This window comes from Bacillus sp. 05T31 (assembly GCF_056396725.1).
Map to the genome: position 1 here is coordinate 1 of NZ_JBFTMA010000074.1, position 19780 is coordinate 19780.

Here is a 19780-nt window from a genome sequence, read left to right on the forward strand (position 1 = left end):
ATATTAGGCGAAAAAAAGACAATGATGGAATTAACCCATCATTGTCTTTTTTACTTTGCTTCTTACAAAAATCATTCCAGCAAATGTTAACAAGAATGCAGTTCCGATAACGAAGCTAGCGCTAGGTGATGCTCCGATTGCTCCGACTGTAAAAGAGCCAGCAACAACTCCTAACGAGAAGAATGCATAAAACAATCCGAATGCTTTCCCTCGGTTACTATCTGTTGTATTTTCAACAAGTAAAGCATTAATTGCTGGGAAGAGGATAGCGAATCCAATTCCATAAATCATCATAACGATAAAGAGCATGCCTTTTGTTGCAAATAATCCGAGTAAAGATAACGCTAGTGCCATTACTGCAATCCCGATTAGCATTAGTTTGGAACGATTAAATCGATCGTAAATGCGATTTGTTGGCAGTAAGAAGAAGAGGATAGCGGTAATTCCGAATACACTTAACATCATGCCTGTTGTAGATGCTTTAAGTGCTAATGCCTCAACTTTTACTGGTAACATATAAGTGACAATCCCTTGTGAAAACATTAGTGTGAAAGCACCAATATATGCTTGTAATAACGGTTCTGATTTCAATAGTTCAATCATATCTTCTTTGTTCATCATTTGTGTTCTTGATTTATCTTTTCTTGATACGTTATTTGGTAAGAAGAATAGAGATACGATTGTACCAAGGACCATTAAAATAGAAATAGTAATGAACACCCACTCTATACCAGCTGTTGCTTTCATAATGCCGCTGAAAGCAGGTCCTACGATTGCAGCTGTTCCAACAGCGGCACCAGATAGAGCCATTGCTTTACCTTGCCTTGCTGAATTCGTTTGCTTTGATAAAAACGTAAAGGCAGCAGGAATTAAAAATCCGTCACTAAAACCGTGCATAAAGCGCACAACTAATAGTTGTTCACCACTTTGAACAACGGTGTATAACAAGACTATGAAACTCGTAATTCCCATGCTTATATAAAGGATTTTTTTTGCACCAAATTTATCGACAGCGGCTCCAGCGATAATATTACCGATCATATTAGCGAATGAGTACATACCGATAACTAGCCCGATAACAAGAGGGGTTCCTCCAAGACTTTGAGCGAAAGTACTCATAATAGGTAATTGTGAAAATGTATCTAAAAACGCTACGATAACAATAAAGTAAATAAAATATTTCAAGCGATATTCACCTCTCCTATGCTATTATGGCATAATGCTAATTTCAATCGCAATGAAATTAGCATTAACAGATGTGGAAAAAAGTACAAAGTGACAAAATATTGAACGTTATTTGTTAAAAWTTAGTGRAAATGAGATTGTTTTTTTGAAATATATGGATRRAAGTATTATAATAGATTTGTAAACTTCACCAGGTTAAGTATATACGTAGAGAGGGATGTATAAAATGAAAGCACTACTTTGGCATAATCAACGTGATGTACGAGTAGAAGAAGTACCAGAACCAACTGTAAGACCAGGAGCAGTTAAGATTAAAGTTAAATGGTGTGGTATCTGCGGAACAGACTTGCATGAATATTTAGCAGGACCTATTTTTATTCCAACAGAAGAGCACCCATTAACACACGTAAAAGCACCGGTTATTTTAGGTCATGAGTTTAGTGGTGAGGTAGTTGAAATCGGTGAAGGCGTTACTTCTCATAAAGTGGGAGATCGCGTCGTTGTAGAACCAATTTATTCTTGTGGTAAATGTGAAGCTTGTAAACACGGACATTACAATGTTTGTGAACAACTTGTTTTCCACGGTCTTGGCGGAGAAGGCGGCGGTTTCTCTGAATATACAGTAGTACCAGAAGATATGGTTCATCATATTCCAGACGAAATGACGTATGAGCAAGGTGCGCTTGTAGAACCAGCAGCAGTAGCAGTTCATGCAGTACGTCAAAGTAAATTAAAAGAGGGAGAAGCTGTAGCGGTATTTGGTTGTGGTCCGATTGGGCTTCTTGTAATCCAAGCAGCAAAAGCAGCAGGAGCAACTCCTGTTATCGCAGTGGAACTTTCTAAAGAACGTCAAGAGCTAGCTAAATTAGCAGGTGCTGATTACGTATTAAATCCAGCAACTCAAGATGTACTAGCAGAAATTCGTAACTTAACAAATGGTTTAGGTGTAAATGTGAGCTTTGAAGTAACAGGTGTCGAAGTAGTACTTCGTCAAGCGATTGAAAGTACAAGTTTTGAAGGACAAACTGTAATTGTTAGTGTGTGGGAAAAAGATGCGACAATTACGCCAAACAACCTTGTACTAAAAGAAAAAGAAGTTATCGGTATTCTTGGATACCGTCATATCTTCCCAGCTGTTATTAAATTAATTAGCTCTGGCCAAATTCAAGCAGAGAAATTAATTACGAAAAAAATCACAGTGGATCAAGTTGTTGAAGAAGGATTTGAAGCACTTGTAAAAGATAAAACACAAGTGAAAATTCTTGTTTCACCTAAATAATAGAGAATAGTAAAAAGTAGCCCTTTTCTAGAAATAGAAGAGGGCTACTTTTTTTCTATACAGAAAGGTGATAGACTTTCCTTTAACTGCAGGTATTTTGTTTGGAAGGGGAAGTCTAATGCTTTCATTTATGTTGACATTGAAACGGATGCTAAAAGCTTGTTTACGAGCGTGGAAAGATAAAGAATTTCAAGTATTATTCGTATTAACATTTTTAACATTAACATCTGGTACGATTTTTTATAGTACAGTTGAAGGATTACGTCCTCTTGATGCTTTATATTTTAGTGTGGTCACGTTGACGACTGTCGGTGATGGAAATTTTAGTCCGCAAACTGATTTTGGAAAGGTATTTACAATCTTATACATATTTATCGGGATTGGATTAGTGTTTGGATTTATTCATAAATTGGCAGTTAATGTACAGCTGCCAAGTATATTATCGAATAGAAAAAAAGAGTAAAGCATGTGGATGCTTTACTYTTTTTTTACATTAGTTTAGACAAKYATTTGCAGTAGCTTAACAATACTGTATTACAATGTAAGTGCATTCATTCATTACGTTCGCTATGTATAAAGTTATAGTGATATGAACATTTGYATATTTTAATTTATTGATAGAATTTTGATGAAAGGTGRGATATTCTAGTCATAGGTTAACCAGAAGACATAGTAGGATCCTAACAAAATATTTACTATAACTCAATTATAAAATGGAGGGTTTCAGATGAAAAAGAAAGTGCTCGCTTTAGCAGCAGCTATTACGTTAGTAGCTCCGTTACAAAATGTAGCTTTTGCTCATGAAAATGATGGTGGGAATAGAGTACAGATTATTCAATATTGGTCTGCTGAAGATAAGCATTCAGAAGGTGTAAATTCTCACTTATGGATCGTGAATCGTGCAATTGATATTATGTCCCGTAATACRACAATTGTAAAACAAGATCAAGTTGCACTATTAAATGAATGGCGYACRGAKTTAGARAAYGGYATTTATKCTGCTGATTATGAAAATCCTTATTATGACAATAGTACATTTGCGTCACATTTCTATGATCCAGACGATGGAAGTACATACATTCCACTTGCAAAGCAAGCGAAGGAAACTGGAGCTAAGTATTTTAAATTAGCTGGTGAATCTTATAAAAATAAAGATATGAAACAAGCATTCTTCTATTTAGGGTTATCTCTTCATTATTTAGGGGATGTAAATCAACCRATGCATGCAGCAAACTTTACGAATATTTCTTATCCACAAGGATTCCATTCTAAATATGAAAACTTTGTAGATACGATCAAAGATAATTACAAAGTAACGGACGGAAATGGATATTGGAATTGGAAAGGTACAAACCCTGAAGATTGGATTCATGGTGCTGCGGTAGCTGCGAAACAAGATTTCCCTGGTATCGTAAATAGTAATACGAAAAGTTGGTTCGTGCAAGCTGCTGTATCACAAAGTTATGCCGACAAATGGCGCGCTGAAGTTACACCAATGACTGGTAAGCGATTAACGGAAGCGCAACGTGTAACAGCTGGATATATTCAGCTTTGGTTTGATACGTATGTAAATCGTTAAATATTTGAAAGAAGGTCAAATCTCAGCATAGAGTATTTGGCCTTTTTATCACTATACAGTAAACGGAGGATATGAATTGTGAAAAGTAAATTGCTAAAAGGTGTACTAAGCTTTGGGATTGGTCTAGCAGCTTTATATAGCGGATCTTCCGTTCAAGCAGAAATGTCCACAAATCAAAATGATACGTTAAAAGTTATGACGCATAATGTATACATGCTATCAACAAACCTATATCCCAACTGGGGACAAAGTCAGCGTGCTGATTTAATTGGAGCGGCAGATTATATAAAGAATCAAGATGTTGTTATATTAAATGAAGTGTTTGATAATAGTGCTTCAAATCGCTTATTAGGAAATTTGAAGAAAGAATATCCAAATCAAACGGCAGTATTAGGTCGTAGTAGTGGAAGCGAGTGGGATAAGACGTTAGGAAACTATTCATCTTCGACGCCTGAAGATGGAGGTGTAGCGATTGTGAGTAAATGGCCAATTGTTGAAAAGATTCAATATGTATTCGAAAAAGGCTGTGGACCAGATAACTTATCAAATAAAGGATTTGTATACACGAAAATTAAGAAAGATGATCGTTTCGTTCATGTAATTGGGACGCATTTGCAGGCTGAAGATAGTATGTGCGGAAAAACYTCACCTGCATCTGTACGTACAAACCAGTTAAAAGAAATTCAAGATTTTATTAAAAATAAGAATATACCAAATGACGAGTACGTCCTATTTGGTGGCGATATGAACGTGAATAGAAATGCCGAGAACAATAGTGATTCAGAGTACGCATCCATGTTTAAAACATTACATGCGTCAATTCCATCTTATACGGGACATACAGCAACTTGGGATGCGACGACAAACAGTATTGCGAAATACAATTATCCAGATGCACCTGCTGAACATTTAGATTATATTATTGCGAGTAAAGATCATGCGAATCCATCATTCGTAGAGAATAACGTATTACAAGTGAAATCTCCAAAGTGGTCTGTTACATCATGGTTCAAAAAATATACGTATGATGATTATTCTGATCATTATCCAGTAGAGGCGACTATTTCTATGAAATAGAGTAGTCTTAAAAAAGTTTCTTCGTAAAGAAGAAACTTTTTTTATTTGAAAACAGGAAAATCATTTTTTCTTTCCAATATGTATAAGACATATATAGAAGAGGAGAGAAAACTGTGGATAGAGGAATTTTTAAGGAAGTTCCATTACCGTGTGCGTTTTTAGATGAAGTGGCTTTAGAGAGGAACATTCAATCGATTATAGAGTTAAGTGGAGATAAGAARATTCGTATAGCGAGTAAATCATTACGCTCTGTTCCARTTATGAAAAAGATTTTRGCTGCAAATAATCGSTTTCAAGGTATTATGTGTTTTTCTCCTAGAGAAGCTTTGTTTTTAATTGAACAAGGATTTAATGATTTATTGCTCGGATATCCTGTTTATGATGAAAGAGCTTTACATGAAATTAGTTTGCTGACAAAGCAAGGGCACATTATAACTTGTATGGTGGATTGTGAAGACCATATTACTTATTTAGAAAAAATTGCTGAGAAGTCTAAAGGGTGTTTTCGCGTTTGTTTGGATATTGATATGAGTAGTCGTTTTTTGAAATTTCATTTTGGTGTAAAAAGATCCCCGGTAAAAGATGTGCAGAGCGCTTTGAAAATAGTAGAAAAGGTGAAGGGCTCATCATATTTAATACTAGATGGTGTAATGGGATATGAAGCTCAAATTGCCGGGGTGGGGGATAATATACCGAATCAATGTATGAAAAGTAAAGTGGTTTCGTATTTAAAGAAGAAATCAGTGTTAGAGGTTAAAGAAAGAAGAGGACGTATCGTAAAAGAAATACAAAACCTTGGTATTAAACTAAGATTTGTAAATGGGGGAGGAACAGGAAGTATAAAAACAACTGAGCAAGATAACTCAGTTTCAGAGATTACAATAGGTTCTGCTTTTTATTCCCCGAAACTATTTGATTATTATAAAGAAGTACAATTTCAGCCAGCTGTCGGATTTGCTTTACCMGTTGTGCGTAAACCAGCTCCGTTTATTTATACTTGCCTCGGTGGTGGATATATTGCTTCAGGCGCAGTTGGTAAAGATAAAGAGCCTGAGATTTGGAGGCCGGGTGGTGCAAGACTATTAGCGTTAGAAGGTGCTGGTGAAGTGCAAACGCCAATTTTTTATAACGGCGAGGAACGAGTGGATATAGGAGATTCTATCTTGTTTCGTCATAGTAAAGCTGGGGAGTTATGTGAGCGTTTTCCTATTTTGTATCGCATTAAACAAGGGGAAATTGTTGGAGAGTATTCAACATATCGGGGGGATGGACGATGCTTTCTATAAAGGGACAAAAATGGAGAAATTGGACAGGGAATGTAGAAGGAACGCCGTATTATACGATGTATCCAAAAAGTATACAAGATGTAGTAGAAGTTGTRGGGCTTGCACGAAAAAAGGGAAAGAAAATTCGTGTTGTCGGTTCAGGGCATTCGTTTACACCTCTTGTGCAAACGGAAGAAATTTTAGTTTCTTTAGATGAATTGAAGGGTATTGGGAATATTGATGCAGAGAAGAAGGTTGCCGAAGTATGGGCGGGAACAAAGTTACATGATTTAGGGAAGTTACTTCAGGAAAAAGGTTATGCGCAAGAAAATTTAGGGGATATTGATTCACAATCTATTGCAGGAGCGATTAGTACGGGGACTCATGGGACGGGTGTTACATTTGGGAGTTTATCAACACAAGTTATAGAGATCACGGCAGTTTTATCAACAGGTGAGAGTATAGTTTGTTCAGAAACCGAGAACGCCGAATATTGGAAAGCGTTTCAGTTGTCACTTGGAATGCTAGGTATCATTGTAAAGATAAAATTGAAGGTTATCCTAGCGTATTCGCTTGTTTATGAAAGTGAAAAACAATCATTGTCTACTGTAATGAACAAACTAGAAGAATATAAGAAGAATCGTCATTTTGAATTTTTCGTTTTTCCTTATTCAGATGAAGTGCAAGTGAAATTTACAAACGAAACAACGAGTAAAGCAAGTGATTTGAAATGGCATAAACTAAAGGTGGAGTTACTTGAAAATAGGATGTTCTCTTTATTATCTAAAGGGTGTAAATGGTTTCCTTCTATAAGTAAAGGAGTAAGCCGATTATCAGCTAAGGCTGTACCGAACACGAAAATAATTGGACCAAGCTATGAAGTGTTCGCTACATCACGTACAGTTCCATTTTATGAAATGGAGTACAGTGTCCCTTCAAAGTATATGAGGGCTGTTGTAGAAGAAATTTCAAATCTTATTGAAAAGAAAAAGTATAAGGTGCACTTCCCGATTGAATGCCGCTACGTGAGAGGTGATGATATATGGCTCAGTCCAGCATATGGAAGAGATTCAGCGTATATAGCTGTTCATATGTATAAAGGTATGAAGTATGCCGCTTATTTTGGTGAAGTGGAGAAAATTTTTCTAAAGTATGAAGGGCGCCCACATTGGGGGAAAATGCATACGTTAACGTACGAAAAATTGCAAAATATATATCCAGAATTGCATTCGTTTCTAAAAGTGAGGAAGTCACTAGATGAAACAGGAATATTTTTAAGCCCTTATACAGAAAAGTTATTTACGATTATGAAAAAAAGCTGACAAATTAGTATTTGTCAGCTTTTTTAAGTGTAATTGCATTTCTTGTATGACTAATACGCTCGTAAAATAGTAATTTATCACTGCTAAATACATGTAATAAAACATGAATAATAAATAGCCCGTTAATTACAAATTGGAATAACAGTATAACTAGTAATACTAAAGGCTCTGTATGATTTAAAATAGAGCTACTAGAAAGAATGTAATTGATTCCACCTAAAATGAAATAGAATATACCGTAACGAATGAATAATTCTTTTAGTGTAATACGCTCTGCTTGTCCTTTAATGTAAATACGAAGCAACGCTTTCCCTATTGTTCTTCCATTTGTAAAATATGGGATGATAATAAAGTAAATTAAGATTGAACATGTAATGAAAAGGAGTTCGTATACATTTGTATAAGATTGGATGTTAGAAATAAATAGTGAGTTTCCTTTGTTTTTAATGAAAGGTACAACGATAGATAAGAAAATCCAATCAATTTGCATAGCGAGGAGACGACGAACGAATCCGACTGGTTTCGTTTCCAAATCAATATGACTATCTAATTCGCTTGTTTTTGGCAGGAAGTGCGTAAATATTGGTGCAATGATAAAACCGATTACGCCGCCTAGTGTGTTTAAAAACAGATCGTCGATATCGAATAAGCGATATGCACAATTATAAATACCATATAATCCAGTTACTTGTGTTAATTCAAAGAACAGTGAAAGGCAAAAAGAAATGCACACTGTTTGGAAGAAACTACGTCGGAAATAATAACGTAAGTAAATACCGAATGGAACGGTTAATAGAACGTTAAAAGCAACTTGTAAAAATGCAGATTCCTTTAATAAATAGAAATAGGTAGTTGGCTTCGTCAAAATTGCCGATGTATGATTACTAATCTCTTGTACGAAATAAAATGGCGAGAGTTGCATATGCTGTGTATTAGCCGGTTGTAGGCTACATGTGTCATATGTTTGTGGTAAAGGTAAAATAACAAGAAAATAGGCATTTAATAAATAGAGTAATAATGAATATAAAATAAATGAACGCCATTTATTTACATAACCGTATTTTCGATAATTAAATATTAAAAAAGGGATTAAGAGAAACATTGCTAAAATAGGAAATAAAATAAAAGCTGTTTTTACTGGAAATAAATATGCAGTCAAAATGAAGCTCCTTTCAATGAAATTTCGTTTATCATTATAGCGCTTAAAAGAATGTAAAACAAAGTTGAAATAGCTCGAAATAGAAAAAATTACAAATTTAAAATAGATTAAGTTATAATAAGTTTAATATAAAGATATTATGATTATGCAGGTTGAAAGAGGGTACATGATATGCAATATGAGCTTTTTTCGGTAAGCGGGGATCATATTACAACTTTTGAAAGCACATGGCGTTTTCAAGAGGGGGAACAGATTTTTGTTCATGATGATAATACAAAACGAAATTTTATTATTATTCGCTTAACACATGATTTATTTCAAAAAAATACACATGTTATTCGCTTGTATTGTCAGGAAAAGAAAGTTTATGCATAAGGAAAAACCACTTACTGTATGAGGGCAGTAAGTGATTTTTTATCCCGCTATTTGTGGGCAGTAAAACTCCCACCTCAAAATTCAGGTGGGAGCCCTGCTGCCCTTAAAATCCCAATTGGTGAGGGCTAATAATCAGGGGGGATGAACAAACCCCCTGATTAAAGTTTCATTTTATAAGAAAATGATAGTTAGCACACCTACGATAATACAGTAGAAAGAGAAGTATTTTAAATTTCCTTTTGCCATAATGTTCATAAACCATTTTAATGAAATATATGTCATGACAAATGTTGCGATGAAAGCAACAATATAAGGTACAAATAATGTATCTAAATTTGGATCGTTTGCAATGTCTGTAATACTTAACAATAAACCACCTAAGCTAACAGGAATGTATAGTAAGAATGAGAAGCGAAGAGCTGTTTCTTGCTTCATACCAAGTAACATTGCTGCCACGATTGTAGCACCTGATCTGCTTATACCAGGAATTAGTGCGCAAGCTTGTGCTAGACCAATAATGATTGCATCTTTCATAGAAAGGTCGCCATCATTTTTACGTCCACGCAAGTTTCGAATAATCCAAAGGCCGATAGCAGTAATAAGAAGGGAAATACCAACCATTTTAACACCTTTTAAATAGTGGTCGATATAATCTTTAAATAAAACTCCAATTACACCTGCTGGAATGGTTGCAATAACAAGGTAAATAATAAAGAAGAAATCTGATTTTGCATCTTCTGCTCTTGTGAATATATAAGATAGACCATTCTTTGTTAGACGAATTAAGTCATTTCTATAAATAAGTAATACAGCTAATAATGAAGCTGAATTAACAAGTAGCTCAAAGCTAAACCCTTCTATTTTTAGTCCTAGCAAATGCTGTGCTAAAACGAGGTGACCACTTGAAGAAATCGGAATTGGTTCTGTTAGTCCTTGGAACAGACCAAGAATTAAATATTTTAAAATGTAGTAAAATTGTTCCATAATAACCTCCTTGTTTATTAGTCGAAAGAAACAACTTGTCCATTATAACAAGAATACGGATGAATATTGAGAAGAAATWAATATTCGAAATATAATAAAAATCCCCTATGACGTCATAGGGGRTTTTTTACATTACTGAAAACCTACTATTTTTTGAATACTTTTTGATAATTGAACATCGACTTTTTCAGCATCATTAATATGATTCATAATAGTAGTATTTAATTTGTGGAACATTTGTTGTGTGTTTGCAAATTCTCGTAATATATCATCGTTACAAGATTTTTGGTTTTCGATAGCKTTAATAACATTTGTAGCGCCACTTTGTAATGTTTGAATCATCATTAAAATATTTTCAATTCTAGCGTTAGTATCAGCGCTCATTTCTACACCTTCATCAACTAAATGTAAATTATCTTTTGTATTTTCATATGCTTTTTCAATTTCTTCTTGAATTTTTTTCGTTAAGTTACCGATGTTTTTGGTACTTTCAGCTGTACTTTCAGCTAGTTTTCTTACTTCATTAGCAACAACAGCAAATCCTTTACCGTGTTCTCCAGCACGTGCAGCTTCAATACTTGCATTCAACGCTAGTAAATTTGTTTGTGCTGCAATGTTTTGAATCACTTCTACAATTTGTTCAATTTCTTTAGAGCGTTCGCTTAAATGATTCATACTATTAGAAGTACGTTGAGATTGTTCACCTAATCTATTAATTACAATGAGTAAGCGATGAACGGATTCTTTTCCTTCATTAGAGCAATCGATAATTTCTTCAATAGATTGAATTAAGTTTTGCTCTTTTTGTAGCATTTCGTTATTTAATTCGTTGGAATGTGTAGTACGCGTAGAAACATTTTCAAAGCATGCGTTCAATTGTTGAATTAAGTTTTGGAGTGTATGATGTTGGCTATTTACAAGTTCGTGCTCTTGCATAACGCTTTTTACACGATTATGGATAGAAGATATAATTTCTTGTTTTTCCACATCTTTTTGTTTTAATTCTGCTTCTAGTTCATGTATATGAGTTTCTAGTTGATCAATTTTATGTTGGAGTGATTTCTTTTGAGTAAACATTTTATTTAATTCAACCGCCTTTAGTGGTTCTGTAAACAAACTGTAAAATAAATCATGTATAACTGTATAAGAAGGGAGTCGGATTATGAACTATTTTAAGCGAATCAGTAGTCTAGTATTAGCAGGAATTATCGTTCTTTCTAGTACAGTCGCTGTAAAAGCAGAGTCAAACGACGAGAAACTTAACAACATGCAACAGCAATTGCAGCAAAACGATGCAGATATGCAGAAGAAAGAGCAAGAGAAGCAAGCTGTTACTAAAGAAATTCAAGGTATCGAAAACGAACTACATAATTTAAATAATACAATTGCAAAAAATAAAGAGGATCAAGCTGCTATTCAACGTAAAATCGATGAAACACATAAGCAGATTGAACAAAAAAAAGCAGATATTATCGTTTTAGAAGATAAAGTCCTTTCTCGTAAGGATATTATGAAAAAACGTATGGTTTCTGTTCAAAATAGCTCAAATACGAGTTTAGTAGTAGAAGTTGTTGTAGAATCAAAAAACTTTGCAGATTTCATACAACGTATGAACGCAGTTACTACTATTCTAGAAGCAGATAAAGAAATTTTACGTCTACAAGAACAAGATCTTCGTCAAATTGAGGAAGATAAAAAAGCAATCGACGAAAAAGAAGAGTCTTTAGTAGTAGATAAGCAAAAATTAGCAAAAGCACAGGCTGATTTGCAAGATAACTTGAAAAAGCGTCAAGATAACTTACAAACAGTTCAAGCTAAATATAATGCGATTGCAAACCAAATTAATTTAGCAGCAGAAGAAAAAGCAAAAGTTGAAGCAAATATGAAAGCAGTACAAGAAACAATTGCTCGTGAACAAGAAGCAGCAAGAATTGCAGCAGAAGAGCGCGCAAAAGCTGAAGCAGCTGCAAAGGCTGAGCAAGAAGAGTTRGCAAAAGCGAAGGCAGCAGCAGCTAAGCCAGCAGAGCCTGTAGCTAAAGATACAACACCAGCACCACCTAAGCCAGATCCAAAACCAGCTCAAGGTGGAAAAGAATTTTATGTAACAGCAACTGCTTATACAGCAGATCCAGCTGAAAATGGCTATAAACCAGGTGAAATTGTAAAATCTAGACAAGGGCATAACTTGACTGCAAATCCAAACATGAAACTAATTGCTGTAGATCCAGCTGTAATTCCGTTAGGTTCTACTGTATATGTAGAAGGTTATGGAACAGCGGTTGCCGGAGATACTGGTAGTGCGATTAAAGGTCATATAATTGATTTATTAATGCCTGATTCAGCTACAGCTAATAATTGGGGCAGAAGAAGTGTTAAAGTTACAATTTTAAACTAAAACGAAATCCAACTTTACAAAACGTAAAGTTGGATTTTTTTATAAAAATAATGTTAAGTTGAGTTTACATTTTGTTAAGGAAAGCATACAATGATGGTAAGAGGTGGTAAATTTGACCATTTGCAATAAGGTGAAGGAATTAAGAGCTCGCTTTAATTTTACGCAAAGTGTATTAGCAGAAAAGGTAGGAGTGACGAGACAAACAATTGCAGCAATTGAAAAAGGGGATTACGTTCCTTCATTATTACTAGCATTGACGATTTGTGATGTATTCGAGTTAAAGATGGAAGATGTATTTGTTTTAAATAAGGAGGGGGAAGAGGATGAATAGAATTGGTTTTTCTTATATCGTAAATGTGCTTTATACTGCGTTAGCATGTTGGACGTTTGTTGAACTTTATAATGTGGTTACAGAGCTCGCAGATATAATTAAAAATGAGAGGTTCCCATTTGAAATATGGTTTAATGGAGTACCATTCGTTTTATTATTTATTGGAGCTATTATAGTCACAATTTTTTATAGGATCCAAAAGAAAAAATATAAAAATTTATCCTTTTGGATGTATCCATTATTGTTTCCGTTAGAAGATGAACGTGAAAAAGCGATTACGGAGAAAGCTTGTCGAACAACTTTTGTTTCGTTATGGTATGTGTTACCTTGTGCAGTTGGATTTTTAACTCTTTCGCCTATTATCAATGAATATCTTCCAGGATACCCGTTGTATATTCTATTTTTTATTTTCTTTATTCAAATGACAGTCTTCCACGTATCACTATACAGAAATAAATTAGCTTAAAAAGAAACCTTCTTGCATCAGCAAGAAGGTTTCTTTTAGCTTATACTTGTACATATAGCAATATTATTTTATCATTTTATATAGAGTAAGATTTTGTAAGGGAAAGGAATCGTATATGAACAAGCAAAGAATTTATAGTATAGTAGCAATCCTTCTATTTGTTGTAGGTGGTGTATTAATCGGAAAGCCATTCTATGATGGATATAAGGCAGAAACGAAACAGACTGAAAATGTACAGGCTGTTCAAAAGATGGATTATGAAAAGCATGAAACGGAATTTGTAGATGCTTCAAAAATTAATCAACCAGACTTGGCAGAAGTAGCGAACGCATCGTTAGATAAAAAACAAGTAGTTGGTCGTATTTCMATTCCRAGYATYTCATTAGAACTTCCTGTTTTAAAAGCRTCRACTGARAAGAATTTATTGTCAGGTGCGGCAACGGTAAAAGAAAATCAAGTAATGGGACAAGGGAATTATGCACTTGCAGGGCATAATATGTCAAAAAAAGGTGTTTTATTTAGTGATGTATCAACTTTAAAGAAGAACGATAAAATTTATTTGTATGACAATGCAAATGAGTATGAGTATACTGTTACCAGTGTATCTGAAGTGACTCCTGATAAATGGGAAGTTGTAGAGGATCATGGGAAAGATGAGATAACACTTATTACATGTGTATCTGTTAAGGATAATTCTAAGCGTTTTGTTATTACGGGTGATTTAGTAGGAACAAAGGCTAAGAAATAAAGAAAAAAGAAGGTTCACTCTTTAAAGAGTGAACCTTCTTTTTTTATCAAATGTTGAGAAATAAAAGAATATTTTAGTTGGTATTTAAATATTTTTCTATTTTTATATAATAAAGTAATGATTCTAGATTTTGGGAGGAACAAAAGTGAAACAGCAAGTAAAAAAACTTCTTTTAACAACAAGTGTAGCGTTATTGGTAGCGCCAATTTCTGCTTATGCACATCCAGGACGTACAGATGCTAATGGTGGACATACGTGTCGTACAAATTGTGAAAAATGGGGATTGCAGTACGGGGAATATCATTATCACAATAAACCAGCTTCTAATAGTGGTACAACGAGTCCAGCTCCTAGCCAAAATAATAATGGTGCTGTAGAAGCAGAGAAACAAGCAGAAGCACAGCGTAAGGCTGAGGCAGAGAAACAAAGAGCTGCAGAAGAACAACGTAAAGCAGAAGAAGAGAGACAACGTGCTGCAGAAGAACAGCGCAAAGTAGAGGAAGAGAGACAGCGTGCTGCAGAAGAACAACGTAAAGCAGAAGAAGCACGTAAGGCAGAGGAAGCGCAGCGTAAAGCTGAGGCTGAAAAGGGACAAGCTGAAGGTCAAAAAAGTGGAGAGACAGATTTTAAAGCAGGAAAGAATAATGCAGAAGGACATGTAGCTGGAAAGTCAGAGGCATATAAACAAGCATTTACAACTGCGTATGCTGCGGCATGGTCTTTAGAAGAACAGAAAAAAGCACATTTTGAAAAAGGTAAAGAGCAAGGGTTAACACAAGAAGCAATGGACGATAGTCAAATTACTCCTGAGTTTAAGGKGAACTTTGCAGAAGGTTTCCAAGTAGGTAATAAAGAGAGAACCGAAAAGATTGAAAAAGAACAAGCGGAACTTGGTGAAAAGGCTGGTAAAGAATTAGCTGAAAAGAAACCTGGAAATACTGAAAAGGATACATATGTGAAAGTATATGAAACCGCGTATGAAAAGGGATATAAGGCTGCTAAAAAGGCAGCGGAAAAAGCTGGATATACATATGCATTTGAAAACTACGACTTAAAAGTTCCTGCTAAGTATGAAAAGAATGAAACATTAAAGAAATGGTTTACTGAAGGATTTAAATCAAATAAAAAGGCAGCGGAAATTCGAGAAGAAGGATATAAAAAAGGAGACAGCTGGCTTTCGTTCTTCTATAAGAGTTTCGTGCCAAGTGAATATAAAGAACATAAAGGCTTGTATGAACAAGCAATAGAAAAGGGAAAGAAAGCRTAAAAAAAGATGAGGAATTTTCCTCATCTTTTTTTAATCCATCCATTTCACTAATTTCTTAGAAATTGATAATAAAACACAACCTAAAACGATCGCCACAGCGCCAATAACTGTGAATACTTCAGCATATCCAAGTGAAGTTGTGAAGCTTGCAAGCTGTCCGCCTAAAATATTAGCAATACCTGAGCTTGCTAACCATACGCCCATTAATAAAGAGGCTAGTTTTACTGGAGCGAGAGCACTAACCATTGATAGCCCGACAGGTGATAAGAATAGCTCACCTAACGTATGGAAAAGATACGTAAAGACAATAAATAGTAAGTTTGCTTTTTCTGTAATGTTATGTTCGTCACTGCCTGTTTTTAATGTGGCGATAACAAGAACAATATAACCGATACCGAGTAAGATCATACCAAGTCCCATTTTTGTTGGGATTTTCATGTCACCATTTTTTCTAGTTGCCAGTTTCGCCCATAATGCTGAAATAGCTGGTGCAAGTAAAATAATAAATAACGGATTGACCGATTGGAACCAAGATGTTGGAACTTCCCATCCGAACACAGAGCGGTCTACAAATTTGTTTGTATATAATGTTAACGAACTACCAGCTTGTTCAAATCCAGCCCAGAAGAAGACAACAAAGCATGTTAAAATGACGATAACTGTTGTACGTTGTTTTTCTTTTTTTGTTAACGGTGTATTTCCTATTGTTTGTTGTCCAGCATCCGTTTGCAAATCGCGAGTTGGTTTTTTACCGATATCACCAAGGAAGCGATTTGATAGTGTTGTAAATAAAATTTGTCCAATGATCATTCCGATTGAAGCGGCTAAGAAACCGTAACGGAATCCGAAATGAGCAACGCCATCTACTGTTGTTTTGAATAAATTTTCTGATAAAAACCCGCAAACGAGTGGAGCTAAAAATGAACCGACGTTAATACCCATATAGAAAATTGTAAATGCACTATCACGTTTTGGATCATTTTCTTCGTATAATTCTCCAACAAGTGTAGAGATATTCGGTTTGAAGAATCCATTACCGATAATAATAAGCGCTAATCCGAGGTATAGACCGACTTGGTTTTGCAAGGCAAATAGTGTAAGGTTACCGATTGCCATTGTTATACCACCAATTGTGATGGCTTTTCGTTTGCCTAGAAAACGGTCCGTTAAGTATCCACCGATCAATGGTGTGAAATAACAAGCACCAGTATAAAATCCGTAAATAGAGAGTGCCCAAGCGGGACTAAACCCAAGACCACCACTTACTAAAGCTGTTGTTAAATATAATGTTAATAATCCTCGTAATCCATAGTAACTAAACCTTTCCCACATTTCTGTAAAGAAGAGTAAGTATAAACCTGGAGGATGTTTCTTTTTTCTTTGTTGTTCTTTTTCTAGTTGTATCGCTGATTCCATAATATTTTCCTCCTGACACAAGCAAAAAACAAAGTTAATAGTATTGTATGATTAATATTTTACCTTATTAACTATTATAAGTCAATAAAGGTTGATTTTTCAGAAGAAATTTGAAAAGGGAAATAGCTATAGAATTGCATTGTTAGGTTTTATTATATCAGCAACGGGGCTTCCTATATTAGGTGTTATCGCTATTGCGAAAGCAGGGAGTTTTCAAACGTTAGCGGGCAGGGTTCATTCTTCATTTGCAATTATTTTTCCGTGTATTGTGTACTTATTTATTGGACCAGGTCTTGGTATACCACGTGCAGGAAGTTTAGCTTTTGAAATGGGGCCAGGCCAGTTGTTCCCAGAAGCGGGTAGCGTAGTTTTGTTATTGTACACGGCTATTTTCTTTAGTATTGTTTACTGGTTAAGTTTATCACCGTCTAAATTAATGGGCTTGTTTGGAAAGGTGTTAACGCCTTTATTATTATGTATGATTGCTATTATATTTATAAAAAGTATGTTTACATCAGTAGGCAGTGTGAAAGAGCCTGCAGGAAATTATGGACAAGCTCCTATGTTCCAAGGATTTTTAGATGGATATTTAACGATGGATGCGTTAGCAGCTTTAATATTTGGGATTGTTATTGCAAATGCTCTGCGTGCAAAAGGTGTAGCGGATGATAAAGGTTTAGCGAAATATATGAGTATTGCTGGTATTGGAGCAGGRCTWTTAYTAWCTATTATTTATGTCATTCTTGGATATGTTGGTTCAATTAGTGGTTCATTGGGTACATTTGATAACGGTGCGAAAGTGTTAGCACAAGTTATGATTACATTATTTGGACAAGGTGGGTTAGTTTTATTAGGTCTTATTTTTACTGTCGCTTGTCTATGCGTTTCCATCGGACTTGTTACGTCTTGTAGTCAATTTTTCGCAAGTGTATTTCCGAAAGTATCTTATAAAGTTTGGGCATTTATATTAAGTTTTGTTAGTATGGTTTTAGCTAATTTAGGATTAACGCAAATTTTAAAAGTATCGGTACCGATTCTTGGATTTATTTATCCAGTTGCACTAACGCTTATTATTTTAGGGTTATTCCATAAGTATATTGGAAAGTATGTATACGTATATTCGGTAACGATTGGACTCGTAGTGGTATTTAGTGCGATTGATATTTTAAACAAAAGTGTACTGATGAATAAATGGACACCACTACTAAAAATGCTTCCGTTTTATTCAGAAGGTGTAGGTTGGATTGTTCCGGCATTTGTAGGTGTCTGCCTCGGTGTAATTGTTAGTATTGCTATAAATAAGAATAAATAAGTAAGAGGTGTTTTCCTATTTCGGAAAACACCTTTCTTTTTTTGGAAAAATAGTATTGAAAATGAATAGACTAAGAGTATGATAAAGATAATTGGTAATATATAGGTTTTACATGAATGATGAGGGGGGAGCGTATGAAGGAGGATTTGAATAAGAAAATAGAAGCACTCGAAACGGCAATTGAAACGATGCAAGAGGCACTTTATGAATTGAAAGCGAAACAAAGAAAAATAGAAGTAGATAAAGTTCAACAAAATGTTAATAAGGAAAAGAAAGAATATATTGAAGCGGTAAGTAATGAAAAGTTACAAGAAGATGTAGTTAAGACGAGGAAGTCMATGCAAGAGCCAGAGGTGAAACAAGTAGATATATCTGCATTTAAACCAGAACCATTTAATATTATAAAGTTTTGTCAAACGTGGTTACCACGCATATTTGTCGGTATTATGCTACTTGGCGTTATTTGGTTATTCAAAGCAGGGGTAGATGCCGGATTATTGACACCAGCGATACGAGTTGTGTTTGGTATAGTACTATCTGCCGGTTTGTATTACGTAGGAGATATACAAATTAAAAGAGAGCGGCAAGCGTTAGGGTTAGTATTAGCTGGAGGAAGTATTACGGGAATTGTTTTAACAACGTTTGCGGCACATTATTTATATGAGTTTATTCCTGCAAGTATTGCGTTTGTTTGCAACATTATATGGGTTGTTTTAGGGATTTATTTAGCGAAAAGATATAGATCGGAATATCTCGCTATTTTCGTGGCGGTGGGAGCATTTTTTGTTCCTTTCTTGTTAAATAGTACGACTCCTAATACGTATATTTTCTTTAGTTATGAGACGATATTAACAATTAGCCTATTATGGTATGCATTGAGAAACCTTTATAAGTACTTGTATATGATTTCTTATGTTGTTGCGGCAATTGTCCTATTTGTCTTCTTTGTTGTTATGTCAATATTAGTAGAGAATGTGCAAGTACAGTTAACAGTTGTATACGGTGCAATTCATTTACTATTATTTTGGCATATGTTTTCGGAGAGAAGTTTTATACAAGAAGCACGATTGGCGATATTTAGTGCGAATGCAGTTTTCTTTATTTTAGCCATTTCTCAAATTCCTGAATTTACAACGTGGGGATTAGTTATAAGTGCATTTGTGCATGCTGTTATGTTTGTACTTGAATATAGGAAGAATAAACATTCTGTATTTTCAAATCTAATATTTGGCTTTGCAATGGGATCATTTAGTTTAGCGATTTTATACGAGTATAGTTTGGTGAATGCAGCGATCGTATTATTGTTACAAGGTTTCCTCGGTATGGTTACTGCTATTAAAGTAAAGCAAAATATTAAGTTGTATGTAGGTGCAACGATTTATGCGATTGGAATGGTACAGACGATTTTTAGCCCGTTTGATGAGTTCATTTCAGCAGGGTTTGTCGCTCATATTATTTTAATAGGAACGTTCTATTATTGCATGATACAAGCAAAAGAAGTGTTAGCGAGTTTAGGTAAATATGTTTATTCTATAGCGCTCTACTCGTTAATGGTTATTGTATTTATTACAATTACTAGGATCGGTGAAGTTCTTTCTACAGATGGAAGTATAATTAGCG

18 protein-coding genes and 1 pseudogene are annotated in these 19780 nt (G+C 34.8%); 14 read left to right on the plus strand and 5 right to left on the minus strand.

The annotated features are described in order from the left end of the window. Positions 1 to 30 precede the first annotated feature (30 nt). Positions 31 to 1185: an MFS transporter gene (locus AC1DJR_RS07365; RefSeq protein ID WP_429686379.1), complete on the minus strand. Its 1155-nt coding sequence runs from the start codon at positions 1183 to 1185 to the stop codon at positions 31 to 33. Between the two features lie 226 nt (positions 1186 to 1411). Between AC1DJR_RS07365 and bdhA the strand changes: the two genes are divergently transcribed. The 6 genes from bdhA (at position 1412) to AC1DJR_RS07395 (ending at position 7707) form a co-directional block, all read left to right on the plus strand. After that, on the plus strand, positions 1412 to 2464 hold the full coding sequence (bdhA, locus tag AC1DJR_RS07370) for a (R,R)-butanediol dehydrogenase (RefSeq protein ID WP_000645834.1): 1053 nt from the start codon (positions 1412 to 1414) through the stop codon (positions 2462 to 2464). A gap of 118 nt (positions 2465 to 2582) precedes the next feature. Beyond that, positions 2583 to 2927 (plus strand): potassium channel family protein, encoded by a 345-nt coding sequence (locus tag AC1DJR_RS07375; RefSeq protein WP_000948239.1) that lies wholly within the window; start codon positions 2583 to 2585, stop codon positions 2925 to 2927. Positions 2928 to 3191: 264 nt separating this feature from the next. Beyond that, positions 3192 to 4043 (plus strand): phospholipase CerA, encoded by an 852-nt coding sequence (gene cerA / locus AC1DJR_RS07380; protein ID WP_477002304.1) that lies wholly within the window; start codon positions 3192 to 3194, stop codon positions 4041 to 4043. 78 nt (positions 4044 to 4121) lie between these two features. Then, positions 4122 to 5120, plus strand: a complete 999-nt coding sequence (gene sph / locus AC1DJR_RS07385) for a sphingomyelin phosphodiesterase (RefSeq protein WP_429691763.1) — start codon at positions 4122 to 4124, stop codon at positions 5118 to 5120. 113 nt (positions 5121 to 5233) lie between these two features. Beyond that, positions 5234 to 6406: an amino acid deaminase/aldolase gene (locus AC1DJR_RS07390; protein WP_477002305.1), complete on the plus strand. Its 1173-nt coding sequence runs from the start codon at positions 5234 to 5236 to the stop codon at positions 6404 to 6406. Further along, positions 6394 to 7707 (plus strand): D-arabinono-1,4-lactone oxidase, encoded by a 1314-nt coding sequence (locus AC1DJR_RS07395; RefSeq protein WP_429691764.1) that lies wholly within the window; start codon positions 6394 to 6396, stop codon positions 7705 to 7707. Before AC1DJR_RS07390 ends, AC1DJR_RS07395 begins: the two co-directional genes overlap by 13 nt. A 4-nt stretch (positions 7708 to 7711) precedes the next feature. Here the strand turns inward: AC1DJR_RS07395 and AC1DJR_RS07400 are convergent, their stop codons facing one another. After that, complete coding sequence (locus AC1DJR_RS07400) at positions 7712 to 8866, minus strand: VanZ family protein (RefSeq protein ID WP_429686384.1); 1155 nt, start codon at positions 8864 to 8866, stop codon at positions 7712 to 7714. A 171-nt stretch (positions 8867 to 9037) separates the two neighbouring features. Between AC1DJR_RS07400 and AC1DJR_RS07405 the strand changes: the two genes are divergently transcribed. Then, positions 9038 to 9241, plus strand: coding sequence for a hypothetical protein (locus AC1DJR_RS07405; protein ID WP_002010557.1), 204 nt, complete (start codon positions 9038 to 9040; stop codon positions 9239 to 9241). Positions 9242 to 9412: 171 nt separating this feature from the next. On the opposite strand, the gene AC1DJR_RS07410 is transcribed toward AC1DJR_RS07405, so the two are convergent. Together AC1DJR_RS07410 and AC1DJR_RS07415 are read right to left on the minus strand one after the other, a co-directional pair. Then, on the minus strand, positions 9413 to 10225 hold the full coding sequence (locus tag AC1DJR_RS07410) for an undecaprenyl-diphosphate phosphatase (protein ID WP_002010553.1): 813 nt from the start codon (positions 10223 to 10225) through the stop codon (positions 9413 to 9415). 132 nt (positions 10226 to 10357) lie between these two features. Continuing rightward, positions 10358 to 10861 (minus strand): annotated as a pseudogene (locus tag AC1DJR_RS07415) (methyl-accepting chemotaxis protein); the annotation flags it as partial. A 526-nt stretch (positions 10862 to 11387) separates the two neighbouring features. Between AC1DJR_RS07415 and AC1DJR_RS07420 the strand changes: the two are divergent. From AC1DJR_RS07420 to AC1DJR_RS07440, 5 genes are all read left to right on the plus strand, one after another. Beyond that, a complete protein-coding gene (locus AC1DJR_RS07420) occupies positions 11388 to 12620 on the plus strand; it encodes a 3D domain-containing protein (protein WP_429686385.1) in 1233 nt (410 codons plus the stop codon). 103 nt (positions 12621 to 12723) lie between these two features. Then, the gene (locus AC1DJR_RS07425; RefSeq protein ID WP_078185072.1) at positions 12724 to 12951 is read left to right on the plus strand and encodes a helix-turn-helix transcriptional regulator; all 228 of its coding nucleotides are present in this window, start codon (positions 12724 to 12726) and stop codon (positions 12949 to 12951) included. Beyond that, on the plus strand, positions 12944 to 13417 hold the full coding sequence (locus tag AC1DJR_RS07430; RefSeq protein ID WP_002125279.1) for a DUF2178 domain-containing protein: 474 nt from the start codon (positions 12944 to 12946) through the stop codon (positions 13415 to 13417). Before AC1DJR_RS07425 ends, AC1DJR_RS07430 begins: the two co-directional genes overlap by 8 nt. A 115-nt stretch (positions 13418 to 13532) precedes the next feature. Then, complete coding sequence (locus AC1DJR_RS07435) at positions 13533 to 14165, plus strand: class A sortase (RefSeq protein ID WP_429686386.1); 633 nt, start codon at positions 13533 to 13535, stop codon at positions 14163 to 14165. 145 nt (positions 14166 to 14310) lie between these two features. Then, a complete protein-coding gene (locus AC1DJR_RS07440) occupies positions 14311 to 15432 on the plus strand; it encodes a YHYH domain-containing protein (protein ID WP_477002306.1) in 1122 nt (373 codons plus the stop codon). 30 nt (positions 15433 to 15462) lie between these two features. Here the strand turns inward: AC1DJR_RS07440 and AC1DJR_RS07445 are convergent, their stop codons facing one another. Beyond that, entirely contained in the window at positions 15463 to 16848 is a 1386-nt protein-coding gene (locus AC1DJR_RS07445; RefSeq protein ID WP_429686388.1) for a peptide MFS transporter, read from the minus strand. Positions 16849 to 16939: 91 nt separating this feature from the next. Here AC1DJR_RS07445 and brnQ1 point away from each other — a divergent pair, with 91 nt between their 5' ends. Both brnQ1 and AC1DJR_RS07455 read left to right on the plus strand, forming a co-directional pair. Then, positions 16940 to 18160 carry a branched-chain amino acid transport system II carrier protein BrnQ1 gene (gene brnQ1, locus AC1DJR_RS07450; protein ID WP_477002307.1) on the plus strand — a complete coding sequence of 407 codons (1221 nt, stop codon included), beginning with the start codon at positions 16940 to 16942 and terminating at the stop codon, positions 18158 to 18160. A 134-nt stretch (positions 18161 to 18294) separates the two neighbouring features. Next, positions 18295 to 19780: DUF2339 domain-containing protein (locus tag AC1DJR_RS07455; protein WP_477002308.1), on the plus strand; the 1486-nt coding region annotated here is incomplete at its 3' end.

Excerpts from the sequence above, each read along its gene's own strand:
- bdhA (WP_000645834.1), top strand. The coding sequence starts at position 1,412 with ATGAAAGCACTACTTTGGCATAATCAACGTGATGTACGAGTAGAAGAA.
- AC1DJR_RS07375 (WP_000948239.1), top strand. The coding sequence starts at position 2,583 with ATGCTTTCATTTATGTTGACATTGAAACGGATGCTAAAAGCTTGTTTA.
- AC1DJR_RS07405 (WP_002010557.1), top strand. The coding sequence starts at position 9,038 with ATGCAATATGAGCTTTTTTCGGTAAGCGGGGATCATATTACAACTTTT.
- AC1DJR_RS07410 (WP_002010553.1), bottom strand. The coding sequence starts at position 10,225 with ATGGAACAATTTTACTACATTTTAAAATATTTAATTCTTGGTCTGTTC.
- AC1DJR_RS07430 (WP_002125279.1), top strand. The coding sequence starts at position 12,944 with ATGAATAGAATTGGTTTTTCTTATATCGTAAATGTGCTTTATACTGCG.
- AC1DJR_RS07445 (WP_429686388.1), bottom strand. The coding sequence starts at position 16,848 with ATGGAATCAGCGATACAACTAGAAAAAGAACAACAAAGAAAAAAGAAA.